The following is a 16,752-nucleotide window of genomic DNA, read 5'->3' on the forward strand; positions in this document are numbered from 1 at the left end:
AAAATTAACCTAAAAATCTGTCCACTTCACGCTCGGCTTCTTCACGAGTGTATTCATAATAATATTCCAGCTTACCGATTAATTCATCCCGATGGCCTTTAATATTTAAAAGATCATCATCAGTCAGCTTAGACCACTGCTGTTTCGCTTTTCCTTTGAGAATATCCCAATTAGCGATTAATTTACCTGTTGTGCTCATAACTCCCCCTTAATCTTTAACACTTAGACTGGATTTAACTGATTTAACCCCTTTTACACCTTTCACAAGGTTAACAATATTGCTGCGCTGCTTAGCAGTTTCAACGCTGCCGGCAAGATAGACTATGCCATTTTTGGTTTCGACGCTGACCGGCCAATATTCAATATCCTTATCGCCAAATATTTTTTCCTTCAGCAATCGGCCTTTAACCTTTGCAGTAATATAAGTATCAGCCATAGGCGATTCGCTTGATTTAACAATCAAGGTATCGGCATCTACATCTCTGACGTCATCAACTGAACCAGCCAAAACAATTGCCCGTTCATATTGCAAATCTGTATCAACAGTACCTGATAAAATTACTTTACGATTAACCGTAACAACGGATATATCTCGGCCCTTAATTAAGGAAGATTTTGCAAACAACGCTTTGACTTTTGCCGTTATTGCCGTATCTTTTGCAGCTGATTGAGCTGTCGAATTAGTGTGTTTTACTTGCGCCGCCAAACCCACTTCAGGAGCAATCACAGTAAATGCCAAAGCACCACATAATAAGGTTTTCTTAAACATAGCATTCTCCTTGATTATTTTTTTTATTTCTTGCTCACAATTTAAAACTATAACACAAACAGTTAAATGTCAACGATATTGACTTTATTTTTGTGACACTTATTGCCTTTATTCTAAGGTTAATAATAAGAATAGTTGAGCTATAAAGCTCTTAGCCGTCAGATTAAAGAATTAAATTTCCGCATTTCACAACATCGTTCGGGCTGAGCCCCCTAAGCCAAGGGGGCTCAGCCCGAACGGATCTGGGGTGAAAAATTCAACCTACTCATAATATTTGTCAATTGATGAGGCAATTTCTGCAGCCGCGAAATTTGGCCAATGCTCTTTATCAAATCCAGGAGCATTTTTTAAACGTTCCTTATCTATATTTAATAGAAAACAATCTTCAATCGTATCGTATGTAAACATGTGCCATGGAATAGCAAAAAATTTGTTGCCAAATCCCAATATACCGCCAAAATCAAGCACCAGATAGCTGACTTTACCAAAGGCTTTATCAATTACAACATCATTAATTGTACCAAGGTTTTCGCGTTCAAGATTTCTAACCTCAACACCGGTTATTTCACTAGCTTTTACTACTGCTCTGCCGCTCATAATATATCCTCCGTTTTTTTCTTATATTGCGCTCCAAATTTATGCAATGTCAACTTTAAAATGACAGAAAATGTCACTATAATTTACTATAATAAATGAAATAATATTGTCAAATATGTTGTTAATAGCCTGGAGACAAAAATGGATAAACTGGAAAACAAAACAATCAGCGCCATTTTTTCCGATGAAGAGGAAATGGAAAAAGCGATTCATCAGTTGACTCAAACTACTGTTGCGCAACATGATATTAGCGTTCAGACAGAGACTGAGATCAAACCTGAGCTGGTACAGAAAAACCCGGCAGCGCCGCGACATGAGCCATTTCTTAAAGATGACTTTGGTTGGGTACTGGGCTTTACGCTTGCTATCCCCATGACTCTGGGTGTAATCATCGGTGTTTTTGGTATAGGTGATCTCCACTCGCCGAGCGATAATCTTCTTTTCGGTATAATTGGCGGGATATTTGGTGGTTTGGCCGGCTTGCTTCTTATCAGCATTGTCAAACGCGAGCGTGAAAAACGAATCAGAAGCCAGGAGAATAAAGGCGGATTCGTTATGTGGGTTACCGTGAATTCAGAGCAGAAACTCCCTGGTGTTCTGGATATTTTAAAACAGTATCATGCCAAAAGCGTGACTGTTCAGTAACAAGGATTTGATTTTTTCACAATATTGTCTAAACTGAATATTGTGCAATGCAACATAACAGTGAGGTTATCATGAGTCAACAATTTCTTGAAAGATGGACTGAATTTGCCAGAAACGTTCAAAAGCCTATTCAAGCGATGACGGAGTTGCAGCTGAAAACATTACAAAATATAAGTTATGTTAAACCAGACGAACTCAGCCAATTGAAAAAGCCTGAACTATTACTGGAAAAACAAGTGACCGTACTTATTGAAAATGGCCATAAGGCGCTTGATTTTGTGCAAAAATCATTTGAAATACTGGAAAATTCAATGATGGTTTTCGGCAGCGATATTAAATCCAATGTAAGGGAAGCTTCATCAATGATGAAGTCAACTATGCAGACTGCTGAAAGAGCAAGCAAACCTGTCGTTAGAGCGGCTGCTTCAAATACAGCTAAAACAGTGAAAAAAGCAAAGTCTACTGTGGCAAAAGCTTCTTCAGCCAGGAAAACAAAAACGTCTAAAAAAGTTAAGCATTAAAAATTGAGCTTGACTTCTCCCGATGCCTACATGCCGCGGCTTGTCCGCGGTACGTAGGAAATTAGAATAGTAAATGTCAGACCAACCGTATTTTAACCTATGCTCAATGTTCTCTTGTTGCCGAGAAGCGGATTTTTGGATATCGTTCTTCTGCCATCGTCAGATTTACCCTTGTTGGTGCAAGATACATCAAAGTATCACTGCCATCCAGCGCAAGATAATCATGAGCTTTCAGTTTGAATTCTGCCATTGCCTTGTCATCTTCGGCATAAACCCAACGCGCGCAGCTAATATTCACCGCTTCATAGATACAATCAACCTTGTATTCATTATGCAAACGATCTGCTACCACATCAAACTGCAGAGTACCAACCGCACCTAAAATCAGCTGATTGCTGTTTAATGGCCGAAAAAGCTGGGTCGCCCCTTCTTCAGATAACTCAACCAATCCTTTTAAAAGCGCCTTGCTCTTAAGCGGATCTTTTAACCGCACCAGACGGAACAGTTCCGGGGCAAAATTGGGGATACCGGTAAATTTCAACTGCTCGCCCTGGGTGAATGTATCGCCAATCCGAATCGTACCGTGATTGTGCAAGCCTATAATGTCGCCTGCTACTGCCAGCTCAGTATGCGCGCGATCGCCTGCCATAAATGTCAAAGCATTGGCAATCTGCACTTCTTTACCCAGGCGCAAGTGACTTAGCTTCATTCCTTTGCGATAAGTACCGGAACAAATCCGCAGAAATGCAATTCTGTCACGATGCTTGGGATCCATATTAGCTTGTATCTTGAATACAAAACCGCTGAAATTACTCTCCTCCGGCTTCACTACCCGCTCGACAGATGGACGAGACAAAGGAGCAGGAGCATATTCGGTAAAGTCATCCAGTAACTCTTTAATGCCAAAATTATTAATCGCTGACCCAAAATAAACTGGCGTCATCTTGCCCGCAAGGTAGGCATCAAGATTAAACTCATGAGAAGCGCCCTTGACCAGTTCGATTTCCTCACGCAACTCTTGCGCCAGCTCCCCTAATACCGCATCCAGCTCGGGGTTATCCAGCCCTTTAATTTTGATCGCTTCCTGCTTCTGGGCATTCTTACCCGATTCGTACAGGTAAATAGTATCCTGATATAAATGATAAATCCCTTTGAAGCGTTTACCCATGCCAATGGGCCAGGTTACCGGTGCGCACTGAATGCCTAAAACAGTTTCCACCTCATCGAGCAGGGAGATAGGCTCTCGCCCTTCCCGATCCAGCTTGTTAATAAACGTCATTATCGGCGTATCGCGCAGGCGGCATACTTCCATCAACTTGACAGTCCGTTCCTCCACCCCTTTGGCAACGTCAATAACCATCAGGGCCGAGTCTACTGCGGTGAGAGTCCGATACGTGTCTTCCGAGAAATCTTCGTGACCTGGGGTGTCGAGCAGATTAACCACATACCCGTTATGGATAAACTGCATGGCAGAGGTGGTAATCGAAATTCCACGGTCCATTTCCATTTTCATCCAGTCCGATGTGGCATGTCGAGCCGCTTTGCGGCCTTTTACCGCGCCCGCCAGCTGAATAGCGCCTCCGAATAACAATAATTTTTCAGTTACGGTAGTTTTACCGGCATCGGGATGAGAAATAATGGCGAATGTCCGCCTTTTGGAAAAATCTTCGTAAAAATCAGTCATTGCAGTCTGCACAAATTGAAAGTTGCCATTTTAAGTGAAATGCCAACAACAAACAATTTATTAAAGTAAGTTTTCAAAACAGCCGAAAAAAGATTATACTGTACGAATATAATACCAAATGTTTCACTGGATGATGTTACTTGACCTTAAGGAATAAATAAAATGCCATTACACATGAAAGTGTTCACCTTAAATTGTGGTAATGATGGTCCTGGTCCAGAGACCGCGAAAAAAATTATCAGCAGGATCAAAAACGAAGTAGACGAAGAAGGTTTAGTACTGAAGGATGTGAATACTGACATTGCAATTATTCACTGCCAGGAAGCGGATTTTGAGAAAACAATTAATCAGCTTAAAGACAATTTAGGATTTGGCGGTTATACCATTACCAAAGTGAATCAAATGGTAACCCATACAAAACTCATGACCCAGTTTCATAGCCGCACCGGATTAATGACATTTGTTGTTCATAAAGATAATATTCAAATCGAACGCCTTGAACAAGAGGTTATCAGACGGAATGCCAGCCGCTGGAATCAAGGATTTAACAAAGGCGGCCTGTATACAAAAATTTCCGTAACCGTTCCAAATGAAGCGCGCAACAGTGAAGAAAAATTTGTGCTTGCTCTCGCTAATGGACACCTTGAATCCTATGATACTGCTACCAGGATGCTGGACTGGGCCAATCTCTACAAACAGCAATGTACTGATGCTGAAGACTGGAATCAGCTGTGCGCACAAATTCCGGATAATGTTGCCAGTGGCTTTGATGCCAATACCCGCAATTTAATCGGCAATAATGGTCACCCCATCAAGCCATGGGAAAACACCCGAATTATCCCGTCGGTGGAAGGATTAATCCGGGCGCCTTTTGGCAACGCCCGCTTTTCGCGTCCGTCAACTTACAAGTTAGACGGTAAAGAAAATGTTGAGGATAAAAAACGCCCTGGATATGCGATGGGGGGAACGCTGGATCTGGTCTGTTATAATGACGCGAATATAGCCTATAACCAGCACGGCGATAATCCTGACTATATCAAGGAGTCAGAGATCTATCTCGGGCTGGAAGAGCAATCAAGCCGCGATCATGCGGTGATTGGCAGTAATCGCGTTGCTATACATAAACAATCTGATTTTGACCGCTGCAAGGAGTATATAGCCTGCCGGCTGGTTTTTGCAGCGCCTAAAATTGCACAAGTTATAAATAGCGCTGAATTTGTTGAGACAGAAGAGAACAAAAACTATCTGGTTAAAATCTATCGAAGTTTCCTGTCATCAGACGGCTTGATGATGCGAGCTTTAAATTTGCAAGTTGAGCAATTAAAATTCATGACCCAGTTTAGTAAAACCGCGCTTCCCACCCGCGCTGGCGGCTATGAGAATTTCATGTTCCCGCAGGAACCCTGGTTCAAGTGCGTGGATGCACCTCAAACTGATGAGGAGTTGGAGTTTTTTATAAGCCGTCAGAAAACAAAACTGGAGTTGAAAGAACTCTGCCTGAGTTATTTGAATTCAGCTGAAAGCAGCGCTGAAAAAAATACAATAGCAGATATAGTAGACTGTGCAATTGAGCAACTTGAAAAAGAAAACCCCGTCGCATTGCTGCTGCAAACAAAACAACTGTTGAGTTTTTTCCAAGTGTTGTGTAAATATTCTCGCCATTTGCATGGCGGTAAATATATCGATGATCCGGAAAGTAAAGCTAATGAAACAGTATCTCCAGAAGACAACAAACTTTTGCAGGACAAGATAAAAATCGTCTACGGTTTTCAATCAATTGTGAAAACAAAACAAGCGCCTGCCGAGATGAAAGCTGCTTTGAACGCGGCCTTGTCAGAACATCTTAAAAATAATTCAAGCCCTCTGGGCCTGCATCGCCGCGATAGCGAATTTATGCAGTGGCTCCGTAAATTGAAGGACATTCTTACTGGCCGGGAAACTTTATCGCATGGCGCTCAATTTGCAATAGATGCTAAAAGTAAACTTGGGGAGGAAAAGCAGGAAAACCCAGGTAACTCAAGCCCTCGTGTATAAATCTTAAATCTAATATTATTGCACAATATTCATTTTTTAATCATAATACCAGGTTTGCTGACTATGAAGGTCCCGGCAGATAGTCTGCATCAGCATATCTGGATATATTTCATGCATTCCTTACACAACCCGAATTAAAGAACAGTGTCAATTTAGAGGTATTTTTTATGGTAACAAACCAGAGCAAGTCCAATAACGATGGATCTATAGAATTGCAAAAACTTTTTTATAAGGCTAACTTATTCTTTAAAACCCATCAGTTAAACGCTGCTTTAAAAATATTACTGGATTTACACTGCTCATTAGCCAAAGAACAGAAAAAAACCAACAAGCGCAGGGAAAAACAGTGCCAACGTGATATCGTGGATATTTGTTTTCTCTTAGGCCGTATTTACCTCAGTTTAAAGGAATATGATACAGCAAGCTCCTATTTTAACTATGTTAGTAAACGGCAATCGTTATCAACGCCAAGCCGCTTATTAGAATATTCACCGGATGACGCTTACTTCTATCGCGCTCAGGCTTTGTATGGGATGGGTAACTATAAAGAAGCAATTCAGGATTGCGTCCAAATCTCTGAACACAAAAATTCAGCCGATTTATTTCTCTTAAAAGCCCGGCTTTATTTCCAGAACCATCAATACAATCTTGCTAACTATTTTTGTGATAAGATGTTAATTCTTGATCCGGCCTCGATTGAAGCAAATTTTCTTAAAGCGGAGGTTGCGTGTGAGCTTTATAAAAATGATCACTCGGACAATCCGCTGACTACCGTGCTTGCATTACTGGATAAGGTAGTTAAAGTTAATCCGGAATTCAAACCGGCGCTATATTTACGGGCAGAAATATTTTTTCAGCAACAAGAATTCCAAAAAGCAATCCGCGATCTCAATGCGATTGAGCCTAAATGCTTCAAAACAAGGTTTTTACGCATGTACGCATATGCCGCTCTCGGCAATCTTCCCGCCTCATTGCTTGATTGCGACGCTCTTATGGAGCTGCAACCAGACAATCAGGATCTGCATCGCCACTTTAATAATCTTACCAATGCCCTGAAAGATGAGGGATATGAGCTCAATATATTATCGTTAGGCTATAAATATTTACAGCAAAACGATTTTCCAGCAACACAAGAATGCCTCAATCTGGTCACTTCTACCCGAAAGGATATTGTGGAAAGGAAAACGGAGCTTTCGACCAAGATGACACAGGTACTAGCGCATACATTGTTTGCTTTAAAACCCGGACTGCAGTCTGCTGAGGATCCAAAACCAGGTGGTTGTGTGAGGGGTTTTTAGAGTTTTTATATAACAGGTTTTCCCTCTCCCCCCCCTCTCCCGATACGGGAGAGGGAGCACATGAAGTTCCCTCTCCCGTATCGGGAAAGGGTCAGGGAGAGGGAGCACATAAAGTTCCCTCTCCCGTATCGGGAGAGGGTCAGGGAGAGGGAACACATAAAGTTCCCTCTCCCGTATCGGGAGAGGGTCAGGGAGAGGGAACACATAAAGTTCCCTCTCCCGTATCGGGAGAGGGTCAGGGAGAGGGAACACATGAAGTTCCCTCTCCCGTATCGGGAGAGGGTCAGGGAGAGGGAGCACCTGAAGTTCCCTCTCCCGTATCGGGAGAGGGTTAGGGAGAGGGAAATTAAGCTAATGCCTGTGTGCGCTGGCTATGATACATAAAGACACCGCCAATGACCGCTGCCGGCATAACAATGATATTCAAAACCGGAATAAAACTTAGCAAATTAATCAATGAACCAAACCCCAGTGTCTGCGACTTATTCAAATAAATGGCATTTTTCATTGCCTCAAAACTCACCAGATTATTATCCATGGCGAAATCCTGATATTGCACGCTCAAAATCCAGGCATTAAAGAAAAACCACAACAAGGGGTAAATCGGATGCACTACCGGTATAAAAAATAACAGGCACATCAATAAAAAACGTGGAATAAAGTAGCCAATAAATTGCAGCTGCCGCTTGATGCTTCGAACTACGATTGTTGCAAATGACAGTTCAGGGATAATCTCTTTATACAGCATGTATTGTGCCTTTTCAGCCAGTAAACCATTAAATGGCGCCGCCAGCAAATTACAAAACACCGTGAATGTCGACAGAAAGAATAAAAAGCAACTAACAAAATAAATGGCTAAAAACACAACATGTAAAAACCCCAGCCAGGCCGGAAGCAATTCGAGAAGATCAGCGGAATAAGGGTAGAAAAAATAATAAAGGCAATAAAAAAAACTGATAAACAAAAGCAAATTAAAGATTATTGGCAGTATCACAAACCGCTTTAAACCGCGGGCAGGCAACATCTTAATGCCTGCCAGCAGAAAACCTGTTCCCTTCATAAAGTTATACATAATTATGGCTTCCGTACAACGATTGACTCAGTGGTACCATATGCTTTAATCGCCGGGTTATACATTGACTCGGCATAAATCGCCGGAACCACAAATTTGCCGGTATTGACTGGCTTGATACGGTAGGTAATTTCCCGCGCCTGGTCCGCAAGATTAGTAAAGAAAATAACCCGATCTTCACGAACATCGACATAATCCAGGCTAGTATTTTTTAATGAATCCGCAACAACCTCAAAACCACCGGGCAATAAATCAACAATCGCAATATTACTTAAATAATGGCTATCCAAAGATCGCGCCTGAATACGAACTACGATTTCTTCACCCAGGTTTGCCTGATTAATAATATTACCGTCATTATTCTGATATTCGCGGTAAACTTCCATCCCTTGCTTCAGAGCCTCATTCGGTAATTTTTGATCGAAACCAGACTGAATTAACTGATAAAAATAATTCTGCTGTTCAGGATTAGCAATAACAACCTGAGTTACTTTATTATCAATGACCGCTTTTTGATAAAGATCAGCGCCCTCAGATACAATTTTCTTTTGTTTATCGGCAAAAATCTCGCTAATGGTGATTGGAGCGCCGCCTGCAGCACGCACATCATCGCCATAAGCACCTAAAGCCAGGCTGGCATAACCGGAAAGAACGGTATTCATCTCATTACTGTTGATTGCGCTCACCAGGCTACTTACTAGCGGTTTACCCAAATCATTCAATCGGTCAGAGAAGTGACGGGCGACCAGATACAGATACTGTGCATTTTCAATACCTGCATTATAAAAATCGCTGTATTCACCGTCTTGCGCTTTAATCTGATAAAGATCAATCAGGCGATCAGCTTCTGCCCGATTTTGTAATAACTCGTATGTTGCGGCAATATAGGCCCCGATTATATTTTCCTGCCAATCCCTGTCCTTCATCTGCTGCAAAAACAGCTGTAAATTAGTCAGGTAATTGGTAGTTACGATTTCACTGCGGGTCAACAGATAAATGGCATAAGCCTGTTCTCTGGCCTGATCGAGATCGATGGTATTTTGGGCAGCGATATTTTTCATATAGCTGATTCCAGCCGATAACATATCCGCAGGCACAGAAAACCCCTGCTCTCGGGCATCAATCAGGAAGTTCATCGCATACAGAGTGGCAAAGGTATTACTGCTGTTTTCACCGGTAGTTGGCCAGTAGCTAAATGCCCCACTGCTCATTTGCCGTTGGCCAATCAATTGGATAGTGGCGTTAACCTTTTCAGCAATAGCAGCCTTGTCGCCGGCAAACCATGGCTGATTAGCCATTGCCAGCAATGGCATAGCCTTACTGGTTAATTGCTCGGTACAGCCGTATGGGAAATTATCGAGATAACGCTGCAATCCGGCAACCAGAATAAGCGGGCTGGTTGATACCGCTACCTCAACATTGCGGTATTGCGGATAAAGTACGCGATCAAGGGCAATTGCCTTATTGCGGTCACTTGTGCTGTCAGCGCGCACGGTTGTTGAATAAACCGTTGCCGGGCGTACGCTTAAGGTTGAATCAATTGTACCCGATTTCTCACCAAGGGAAGCCTTGAATGTCAGCTTTGCCGAGCCAGGCGTCGCTTTTGCCCGGACTTTAAAGCGAACTGCCTGTTCTCTGCCCTCGTCAATCATTACAGCCTGCAAAGCCGGGTCGATTATTTCCAACTCGGGGCTTGCAATCAGCTCAATATTAACCGCTGCCTTACCTGAATCCTTGACATTATTGGCAACACTGGCCGTCACTTCAAACTCATCCCCTGGCGAGACAAATGTCGGAACATTAGGATTAATAATAAAATCACCGCGAATCTGCAGTTGTTTTTCCATTGAGCCCACTGCATCAGACGAGGCAGCAACAGCCATCACGGTTAATGTTCCATTAAAATAATCAGGAACCTGATAGCTTAACTCACGTTCATTGGTATCAACGTCAATAATTCCCGACCAGTATACAACCGGCAGATCCGTTTTACGCTTAAACGGGTTAAGGTGATTAGCCAGCATTTCCTCCCCATCATCCCCACCGACAGAAGATAATTCACGCTCCTGAATGTATTTCGGCAGAATCTGATCAACAGTTTGCTGGGTTTGAACTTCTAGCGCCCGTTTTTGGAAAAAGAAAGCCAACGGCTCAGGCATTTCATACCTTGCCGCCTGTAAAATACCCTCATCAACGGCATAAACAATAATTTTTCCTGCTTTATCTGCTTTATATTTAATTGCCAATGAGTCACCTGGACGTGCAACCGCGGGTACATCCAGCGCAATATCGATATCCTGATTCGCATTACTGATGGTAAATGGCGTAATGCTATAACTTAATGGACTGATAAAGATTTCCGGCGAATTCCAGTCACGGACAAACGCGACATTCACATAACCGTTACCCTGAAAATCAGCTGGAATATGAATAGTCTGTACCGAATTGGTCATATCGGTTTTAAACCATTGAACAGCATAGACCTTGTCGCGCTCAATCGTGATTAAACCGGCACCGGTATAAGGCGAAGTAATTTGCAGTTCAATGTCATCCCCTGCATTGAACTCCGTTTTATTTAACTTCACGGTGAGCTCGGCATTTTTAGCCATGGCCTGCTGACTTGCGCCAACAACGCTGTACTTTAAAGTATTCAACTCATTTTGGTTCGCATCCACCACCGTTAGCGCAAAATCGCCAATGGTTTCTGTCGGCAGCGGATAATTAACCCCCTCTCCGTTGATTACAAAGGGTTTACTATCAATAATTCTGGATTGGACGATTGATTGGTACTGATAAGTTCCATCCGGTTTTTTTACCAGCGTGGACACCGGCTGTAACGCGATCAATTGTATTTTTAGTCCGGTTACATCCTGTTTTTGCAATTGTTTATTTATCGCAATAAAACTCACACTGCGCTGACTATTTTGTTTGACATAAGCCAAATCGCCATCCGGCTTGACCCCTACCAGATAATCCAGCGGGCTCACCAGAGCGCTGATCTGGGCTGCAACGCTTCGGCCTCCTTCTGCTTCAAAGCCTTCTGCATAAAAAGTAAGCTGGTAACTGGCTTTCTCAAAACGTTCAAGATTCAAAGCGAACCCGGCATTTCCCTTATCATCGGTTTGCCCGTCTTTAAGATCTTCACTAAAGCTTTTGAGCGGTTTTTTGGGATCAAGCAAGGGATCAGCAAACACGTAATTCGGGTATTGATCAAACTCAAGCCGTCCGGGCGTTAAAATAATCCTGGCGCTGACTTTTCTGTCGCTTGCAGGCGCGCCATAGAGGTTCCATAGACTGACATTGGCAGACAAATCGGTTGGCGATAACCAGCCTTGACCTGCAGGCTGAGAGAAAGCGGCATTAATCCGCATCCTATCCGGCTGAAATTCTGCAACCTTAAAGGAGGTTGAGCCAAGTAAGGCTTGTTGCTGCTGGTCTTTAACCGTATAAAGATTAACCTGGTATTGACCTGTGGCAGACGCAGCGCCGGTGGTAAAATCCAGACTCAGGTAGCCAGTTTCATTTAAAGTCATTTTCTGATCAAATACCACCACGCCGCGCGGATCAGTAATAGTCGCTTCAAGCGGCAATCCTGGCGGTTGCGGACGGGCGTAGGATTGCTTGATAATCATTGCCAGATGAGTTGTATCTCCAGGCCGATAGATACCCCGGTCAGAAAACAGATAAGCGCTTAGATTGCCATAGTCCGCATTGTAATTGCTGTATACGCCGCCAATATCATAACGCGAGTAATTCAGTTGCCGGTTATAATTGCTATACGGCATGAAAGATACATCATTACCCAATGCTGCCAGATAAACAACCGGCTCACGATCATCGATAAAATCTTTTAACCCGGGGAAATTGACTCGCCCTTGCTCGTCTGTGCTGCGAGTCAGTATCGGCAATCCATTCTTGCCCAGAACGCTGACTGCCGCATTCGCAACCGGCGCGCCCTTAGTTATTGACTGAACAAAGACGTCATGGCTGCCATCATTGTTATCTTTGACCAGCAAAGCAAGATCGGTAATTAAAATCAGCCGGTTTGATTTAACATCAAGCGAAATATTATTTGCCGTATCCCAACCGGTTGCCTGTAGTAAAAATAATCCCTTTGGTCCGTTGGGATTTTGCGCCGTAGTCAGGTATTTTTCGAGATCCAGTGCGGTATATTGCTGTTTTGACGGATCACTGTTATTAAATTCCCGTACTTCGGAAAACAATTCACTGATATTTTGTTGATTAAAGCTCTGATTGATAAAATATGGATTATTAAAATCACCCTGAGTCTGAGTAACCAGTTGGTTAACATTATCCGGCAATACCCGCGCAATCTGGAATTTGACTGCCGGCAACCCTCTTACCAATACCGACACTTTCTTTTCACCGCTTAAAGCCAACAAGGCGCCTTTATACATAAATCCGATTTCTTTCGGGTACTCAGGAACCTTAATGACTGCCGCATAACTGTTGCTCAGAGGATAGCCGCCAAAGCCTTCTATTCCCTGATCCACCTTGACATATAGATAGCCTGGAGCTTTGGCATTAAAACGATAGCTATGCAAGGCAGCAAAATTCTGTTCGGCTGGTATGGCCTGCAACTTAATCGGTGTAGACAGCGAAAGAATTTTACCTGTTACTTCACCCGGATTCTGCCAGTCATAGTTTTCTTTTTCCTTTTCCATACTGGTAGCGGGATAATTTTTCGGTAACGCGTAAATATGAACGGCTTTATTGATTTGACTCTCATTAACGCCGATTGAGGTTTCAATCGATAAAACCTGTTCAGGACGATCCTGCTGATTGCGGACGATAGACGCATCAATAACAGTCACTTTAAACAGACCGGCACGATCAGGGAGCAATAAATTTTTGGTCACAGCATCAGCAGTTTTTGCCGTCTCGCTCGCCGACTTGATGCCCTTATCAAGAGTCAGTACCAGATAACGCGCTGTATCCTCCAGGGTCAGATGTTCTGATTTGATATAAGCCGTACGCATAAACTTGTCATAATCAATCTGGAACTTATAGTGCCGGGCATTGAGATCCTGTTTGCCGTTTTTGATGGCCTGCAAGATAAGGCTGGTGTTTTTTTCCAGGCTTTTGCCATCCACAGGATAATTAAAATCAACGGTGGCAACAGCCTGTTGTATAGCGGGGTTAGCAGGATCCTGATAAAATTTTAATTCTTTAATATGCAATTGAAATGGCAGCGTGGAAAACTGCCAGGACATTTTTTCCATTTTAGTGCCGGAAGCAAAAAAATTATCGCCAAACTCAACTGTATAGGTCTGGCCAGCAGGCCAATCATCATTGGGTGTAAATACCAGCTTACTATCGGTCTCCCATACCCATTTACCAGCGATTGCAGGTTCAATGCGGATACCGTGTTCGACCTGCTTGCCTATTGCCTGCAGGGGCGCAACCGATTGCGGATTGAATTCTTCCTCATCATAGCCAAAGTCTATAGTCAAGTTATCCGGTATCAGTTCCTCGTCTTCGATAGCCGAGATCTTGGGTTCAGTGATGGCCGCAGCGACAAGATGCGGTTTGGGCAAATTGCTATACCAGTGATAACCATAAACAGCAAGTCCTGCCAGTAATACCGCCAGCGCAGCTATGCCGCTAAAAAGTTGGGGGCGGGCTGCCGCCTTACTCTGCAAAGCATTTAACCAGGGTGGGCTGCTCCATTGCCAGCGGCCGAAAAGAAACGAAAAGGAGTTTGACAGTGCAGCTATAATTCTGGAAGCAAATTTGTTCTTCATATCTTATCCAGCTTGACAAGTGGTTCCGACTGCCGTAGTTTGGCTTCAGCCATAAAAAAAAGCAGCCCCATGAGAAAACTATTTATCTGCCTTAGCATAATCCTGCTTTTGTTTTTTGTCAGCGTTTTCGCATTAATATTTTTTTCACCCAAACCTGACTTGCTTAAAGGCATCAGCTTTTCACGCGCAGTATATGATAGCAACGGCACGCTGATGCGGCTCACGTTAAGCAGCGATGAAAAATTTCGCCTGTATACACCGCTCGGGCAAATATCGCCTACGCTTATTGAAGCAACCCTGTTGCAGGAAGATCGCCATTTTTATCATCATATCGGTATTAACCCGTGGGCAATACTGAAGGCAGGCTGGCAGACATTTATCCTGCACTCCCGCCGCATGGGCGCTTCGACAATAACCATGCAGGTTGCCCGTATGCGCTATGGGATTCACTCCAAATCAGCGCCTGGAAAAATTGTACAAATTTATCGCGCCTTGCAGCTTGAAAGGCATTATTCCAAAGCAGACATTCTGGAAGCCTACCTTAATCTGGCGCCTTATGGCGGTAATATTGAAGGCGCAGGCGCCGCAAGTGTGGTTTATTTCAGTCAGCCGGTTAGCAAATTAAGTCTGCCGAATGTTCTGGCTCTGACCGTTATCCCGCAAAATCCGGCAAAACGTACTCCAAAAAATCAATATTTGCTAAGCCAGGCACGGCAAAAATTATATCGACGCTGGCTAGAACATCACCCGGAGGATAGTAAACAGGCTGCGGCTATCCAGTTGCCGTTAGCGATGAACTCACCGGCTCAGCTGCCTTTTCTCGCGCCCCATTTTGTTAATGATGTATTGCGGATTACGCCCGTCAATCAAACAGCAGTTCGCACCAGCCTTGATCTGCGAATTCAGAAAACCATAGAACGGATTACCAATAATTATCTGAAACGCCATAACCGCCTGGGTGCCTATAACGCGGCGGTCTTACTGGTTGATACCCGCGATATGGGCATTAAATCATTACTCGGTTCTGCGAATTTTTTTAACCGGCAGATTGAAGGGCAAATTAATGGTACCGGTATCAAGCGCTCGCCTGGCTCAACGCTTAAGCCTTTTGTTTACGCCCTTGCGCTTGATCAGGGATTAATCCATCCCAATACCGTATTAAAAGATGTAGCCAGCAGTTTTGGCGCTTATAACCCTGAGAATTTTGATTATGATTTCATGGGGCCAGTAAAGGCCAAAGACGCCCTGGCTTTAAGCCGAAATATTCCAGCCATTACGCTTGCGAACCAGCTTGGCGATAATGATCTCTATCATTTGCTGGAAAATGCCAATATTCGCTCGCTGAAACCGCGTTCATATTATGGTCTTGCCATTACGCTTGGCGGAGCTGAGTTAACCATGAAAGAATTAACCAGCCTCTATGCCGCGCTGGTTAATGATGGCGTCTGGCATCCATTGCATTATCTGGCCAATGAGCCAGGCTCTGACGGCACTCGCCTGCTTAGCCCCGAGGCCAGCTTTCTGGTATTGGATATGATCGCCGAACCATCATCCGGCAATCATCCAGTATCGTGGAAAACAGGAACCTCGTCTGGTTATCGCGATGCCTGGACTTCCGGTACATTTGGTCCCTATGTTTTAACAGTCTGGCTGGGAAATTTTAACAGCAAGAGCAATCATGCCTTTGTCGGCAAAAATATCGCCGCCCCGCTTTTTTTTGAAATTATTGAAGGGGTAGAGCATGAACATGGACCGTTGCCGACAAACAAAAAAAATCCGCACAGTATGAATTTAACGCGTGTTGAAGTCTGCAAGGCATCTGGTTTGTTACCAACACCTTATTGTCGCGACACCGAGTTTACCTGGTTTATTCCCGGTAAATCACCGATTAAAACCGATACTATATTTAGGGAAGTTGCTATTAATCCCGAGACTGGGCTGAGAACTTGTCATATTGATCAAAATACCCGTTTTGAGATTTTTGAGTTCTGGCCGTCCGATTTACTGAAAATCTTTAAACAGGCTGGTATACAACGACGAGTTCCGCCATTTTTTGAAAAGGATTGCGCATTGGCGAACCATAACTCATTTCCGCCCCAGATTGCGTCATTGCAGAAAGAATACAATTACATTATCCGCGCTGACAGCAAGGAGCAGACTCAGATTCCATTAACTGCGGTAACAGATGCTGGAGTGAGGACATTATACTGGTTTGTCAATGGCAGCTTTTTAGGGCAGATTAACCGTGATCAGCCTCTGCTCTGGAATGCTGTGCCGGGTAAGTTTATGGTAAGGGTAGTTGATGACCATGGCTTGGCAGATATGCGGGAAATTGAAGTTAAAATAGATACATAGGCAGCGTAATCA

Annotated in this window: 12 protein-coding genes; 6 read left to right on the top strand and 6 right to left on the bottom strand. The window is 43.5% G+C overall.

Annotated features, from left to right (window positions below):
* Positions 1-4: 4 nt before the first annotated feature.
* From ACFORL_RS01045 to ACFORL_RS01055, 3 genes are all read right to left on the bottom strand, one after another.
* Positions 5-199, bottom strand: a complete 195-nt coding sequence (locus ACFORL_RS01045; RefSeq protein WP_382340231.1) for a CsbD family protein — start codon at positions 197-199, stop codon at positions 5-7.
* Positions 200-208: 9 nt separating this feature from the next.
* On the bottom strand, positions 209-769 hold the full coding sequence (locus ACFORL_RS01050) for a BON domain-containing protein (protein ID WP_382340233.1): 561 nt from the start codon (positions 767-769) through the stop codon (positions 209-211).
* A 261-nt stretch (positions 770-1,030) separates the two neighbouring features.
* A complete protein-coding gene (locus ACFORL_RS01055; protein ID WP_382340235.1) occupies positions 1,031-1,366 on the bottom strand; it encodes a PRC-barrel domain-containing protein in 336 nt (111 codons plus the stop codon).
* A gap of 141 nt (positions 1,367-1,507) precedes the next feature.
* Between ACFORL_RS01055 and ACFORL_RS01060 the strand changes: the two genes are divergently transcribed.
* Together ACFORL_RS01060 and ACFORL_RS01065 are read left to right on the top strand one after the other, a co-directional pair.
* Positions 1,508-2,011, top strand: coding sequence for a hypothetical protein (locus ACFORL_RS01060; RefSeq protein ID WP_382340238.1), 504 nt, complete (start codon positions 1,508-1,510; stop codon positions 2,009-2,011).
* A 71-nt stretch (positions 2,012-2,082) separates the two neighbouring features.
* A complete protein-coding gene (locus ACFORL_RS01065; protein WP_382340240.1) occupies positions 2,083-2,532 on the top strand; it encodes a hypothetical protein in 450 nt (149 codons plus the stop codon).
* Positions 2,533-2,635: 103 nt separating this feature from the next.
* Here ACFORL_RS01065 and ACFORL_RS01070 read toward each other — a convergent pair whose 3' ends face one another.
* Positions 2,636-4,216 carry a peptide chain release factor 3 gene (locus ACFORL_RS01070; RefSeq protein ID WP_382340242.1) on the bottom strand — a complete coding sequence of 527 codons (1,581 nt, stop codon included), beginning with the start codon at positions 4,214-4,216 and terminating at the stop codon, positions 2,636-2,638.
* A gap of 162 nt (positions 4,217-4,378) precedes the next feature.
* Between ACFORL_RS01070 and ACFORL_RS01075 the strand changes: the two genes are divergently transcribed.
* The 3 genes from ACFORL_RS01075 to ACFORL_RS01085 all read left to right on the top strand — a co-directional run bounded on the left by ACFORL_RS01075 (position 4,379) and on the right by ACFORL_RS01085 (position 7,932).
* Positions 4,379-6,250: a hypothetical protein gene (locus tag ACFORL_RS01075; protein ID WP_382340244.1), complete on the top strand. Its 1,872-nt coding sequence runs from the start codon at positions 4,379-4,381 to the stop codon at positions 6,248-6,250.
* A gap of 167 nt (positions 6,251-6,417) precedes the next feature.
* Positions 6,418-7,548, top strand: coding sequence for a tetratricopeptide repeat protein (locus ACFORL_RS01080; protein ID WP_382340246.1), 1,131 nt, complete (start codon positions 6,418-6,420; stop codon positions 7,546-7,548).
* A 60-nt stretch (positions 7,549-7,608) separates the two neighbouring features.
* Positions 7,609-7,932 carry a hypothetical protein gene (locus tag ACFORL_RS01085; protein ID WP_382340248.1) on the top strand — a complete coding sequence of 108 codons (324 nt, stop codon included), beginning with the start codon at positions 7,609-7,611 and terminating at the stop codon, positions 7,930-7,932.
* Here the strand turns inward: ACFORL_RS01085 and cysZ are convergent.
* On the bottom strand, positions 7,895-8,620 hold the full coding sequence (cysZ, locus tag ACFORL_RS01090; protein ID WP_382340249.1) for a sulfate transporter CysZ: 726 nt from the start codon (positions 8,618-8,620) through the stop codon (positions 7,895-7,897). The genes ACFORL_RS01085 and cysZ overlap by 38 nt on opposite strands.
* A gap of 2 nt (positions 8,621-8,622) precedes the next feature.
* Positions 8,623-14,385, bottom strand: coding sequence for an alpha-2-macroglobulin (locus ACFORL_RS01095; protein WP_382340251.1), 5,763 nt, complete (start codon positions 14,383-14,385; stop codon positions 8,623-8,625).
* Positions 14,386-14,454: 69 nt separating this feature from the next.
* On the opposite strand from ACFORL_RS01095, the gene pbpC reads away from it, so the two are divergent.
* Positions 14,455-16,740 carry a penicillin-binding protein 1C gene (gene pbpC / locus ACFORL_RS01100; protein ID WP_382340253.1) on the top strand — a complete coding sequence of 762 codons (2,286 nt, stop codon included), beginning with the start codon at positions 14,455-14,457 and terminating at the stop codon, positions 16,738-16,740.
* Positions 16,741-16,752: the final 12 nt, after the last annotated feature.

It is taken from the genome of Legionella dresdenensis, from assembly GCF_042649825.1.
Classification (GTDB): domain Bacteria; phylum Pseudomonadota; class Gammaproteobacteria; order Legionellales; family Legionellaceae; genus Legionella_C; species Legionella_C dresdenensis.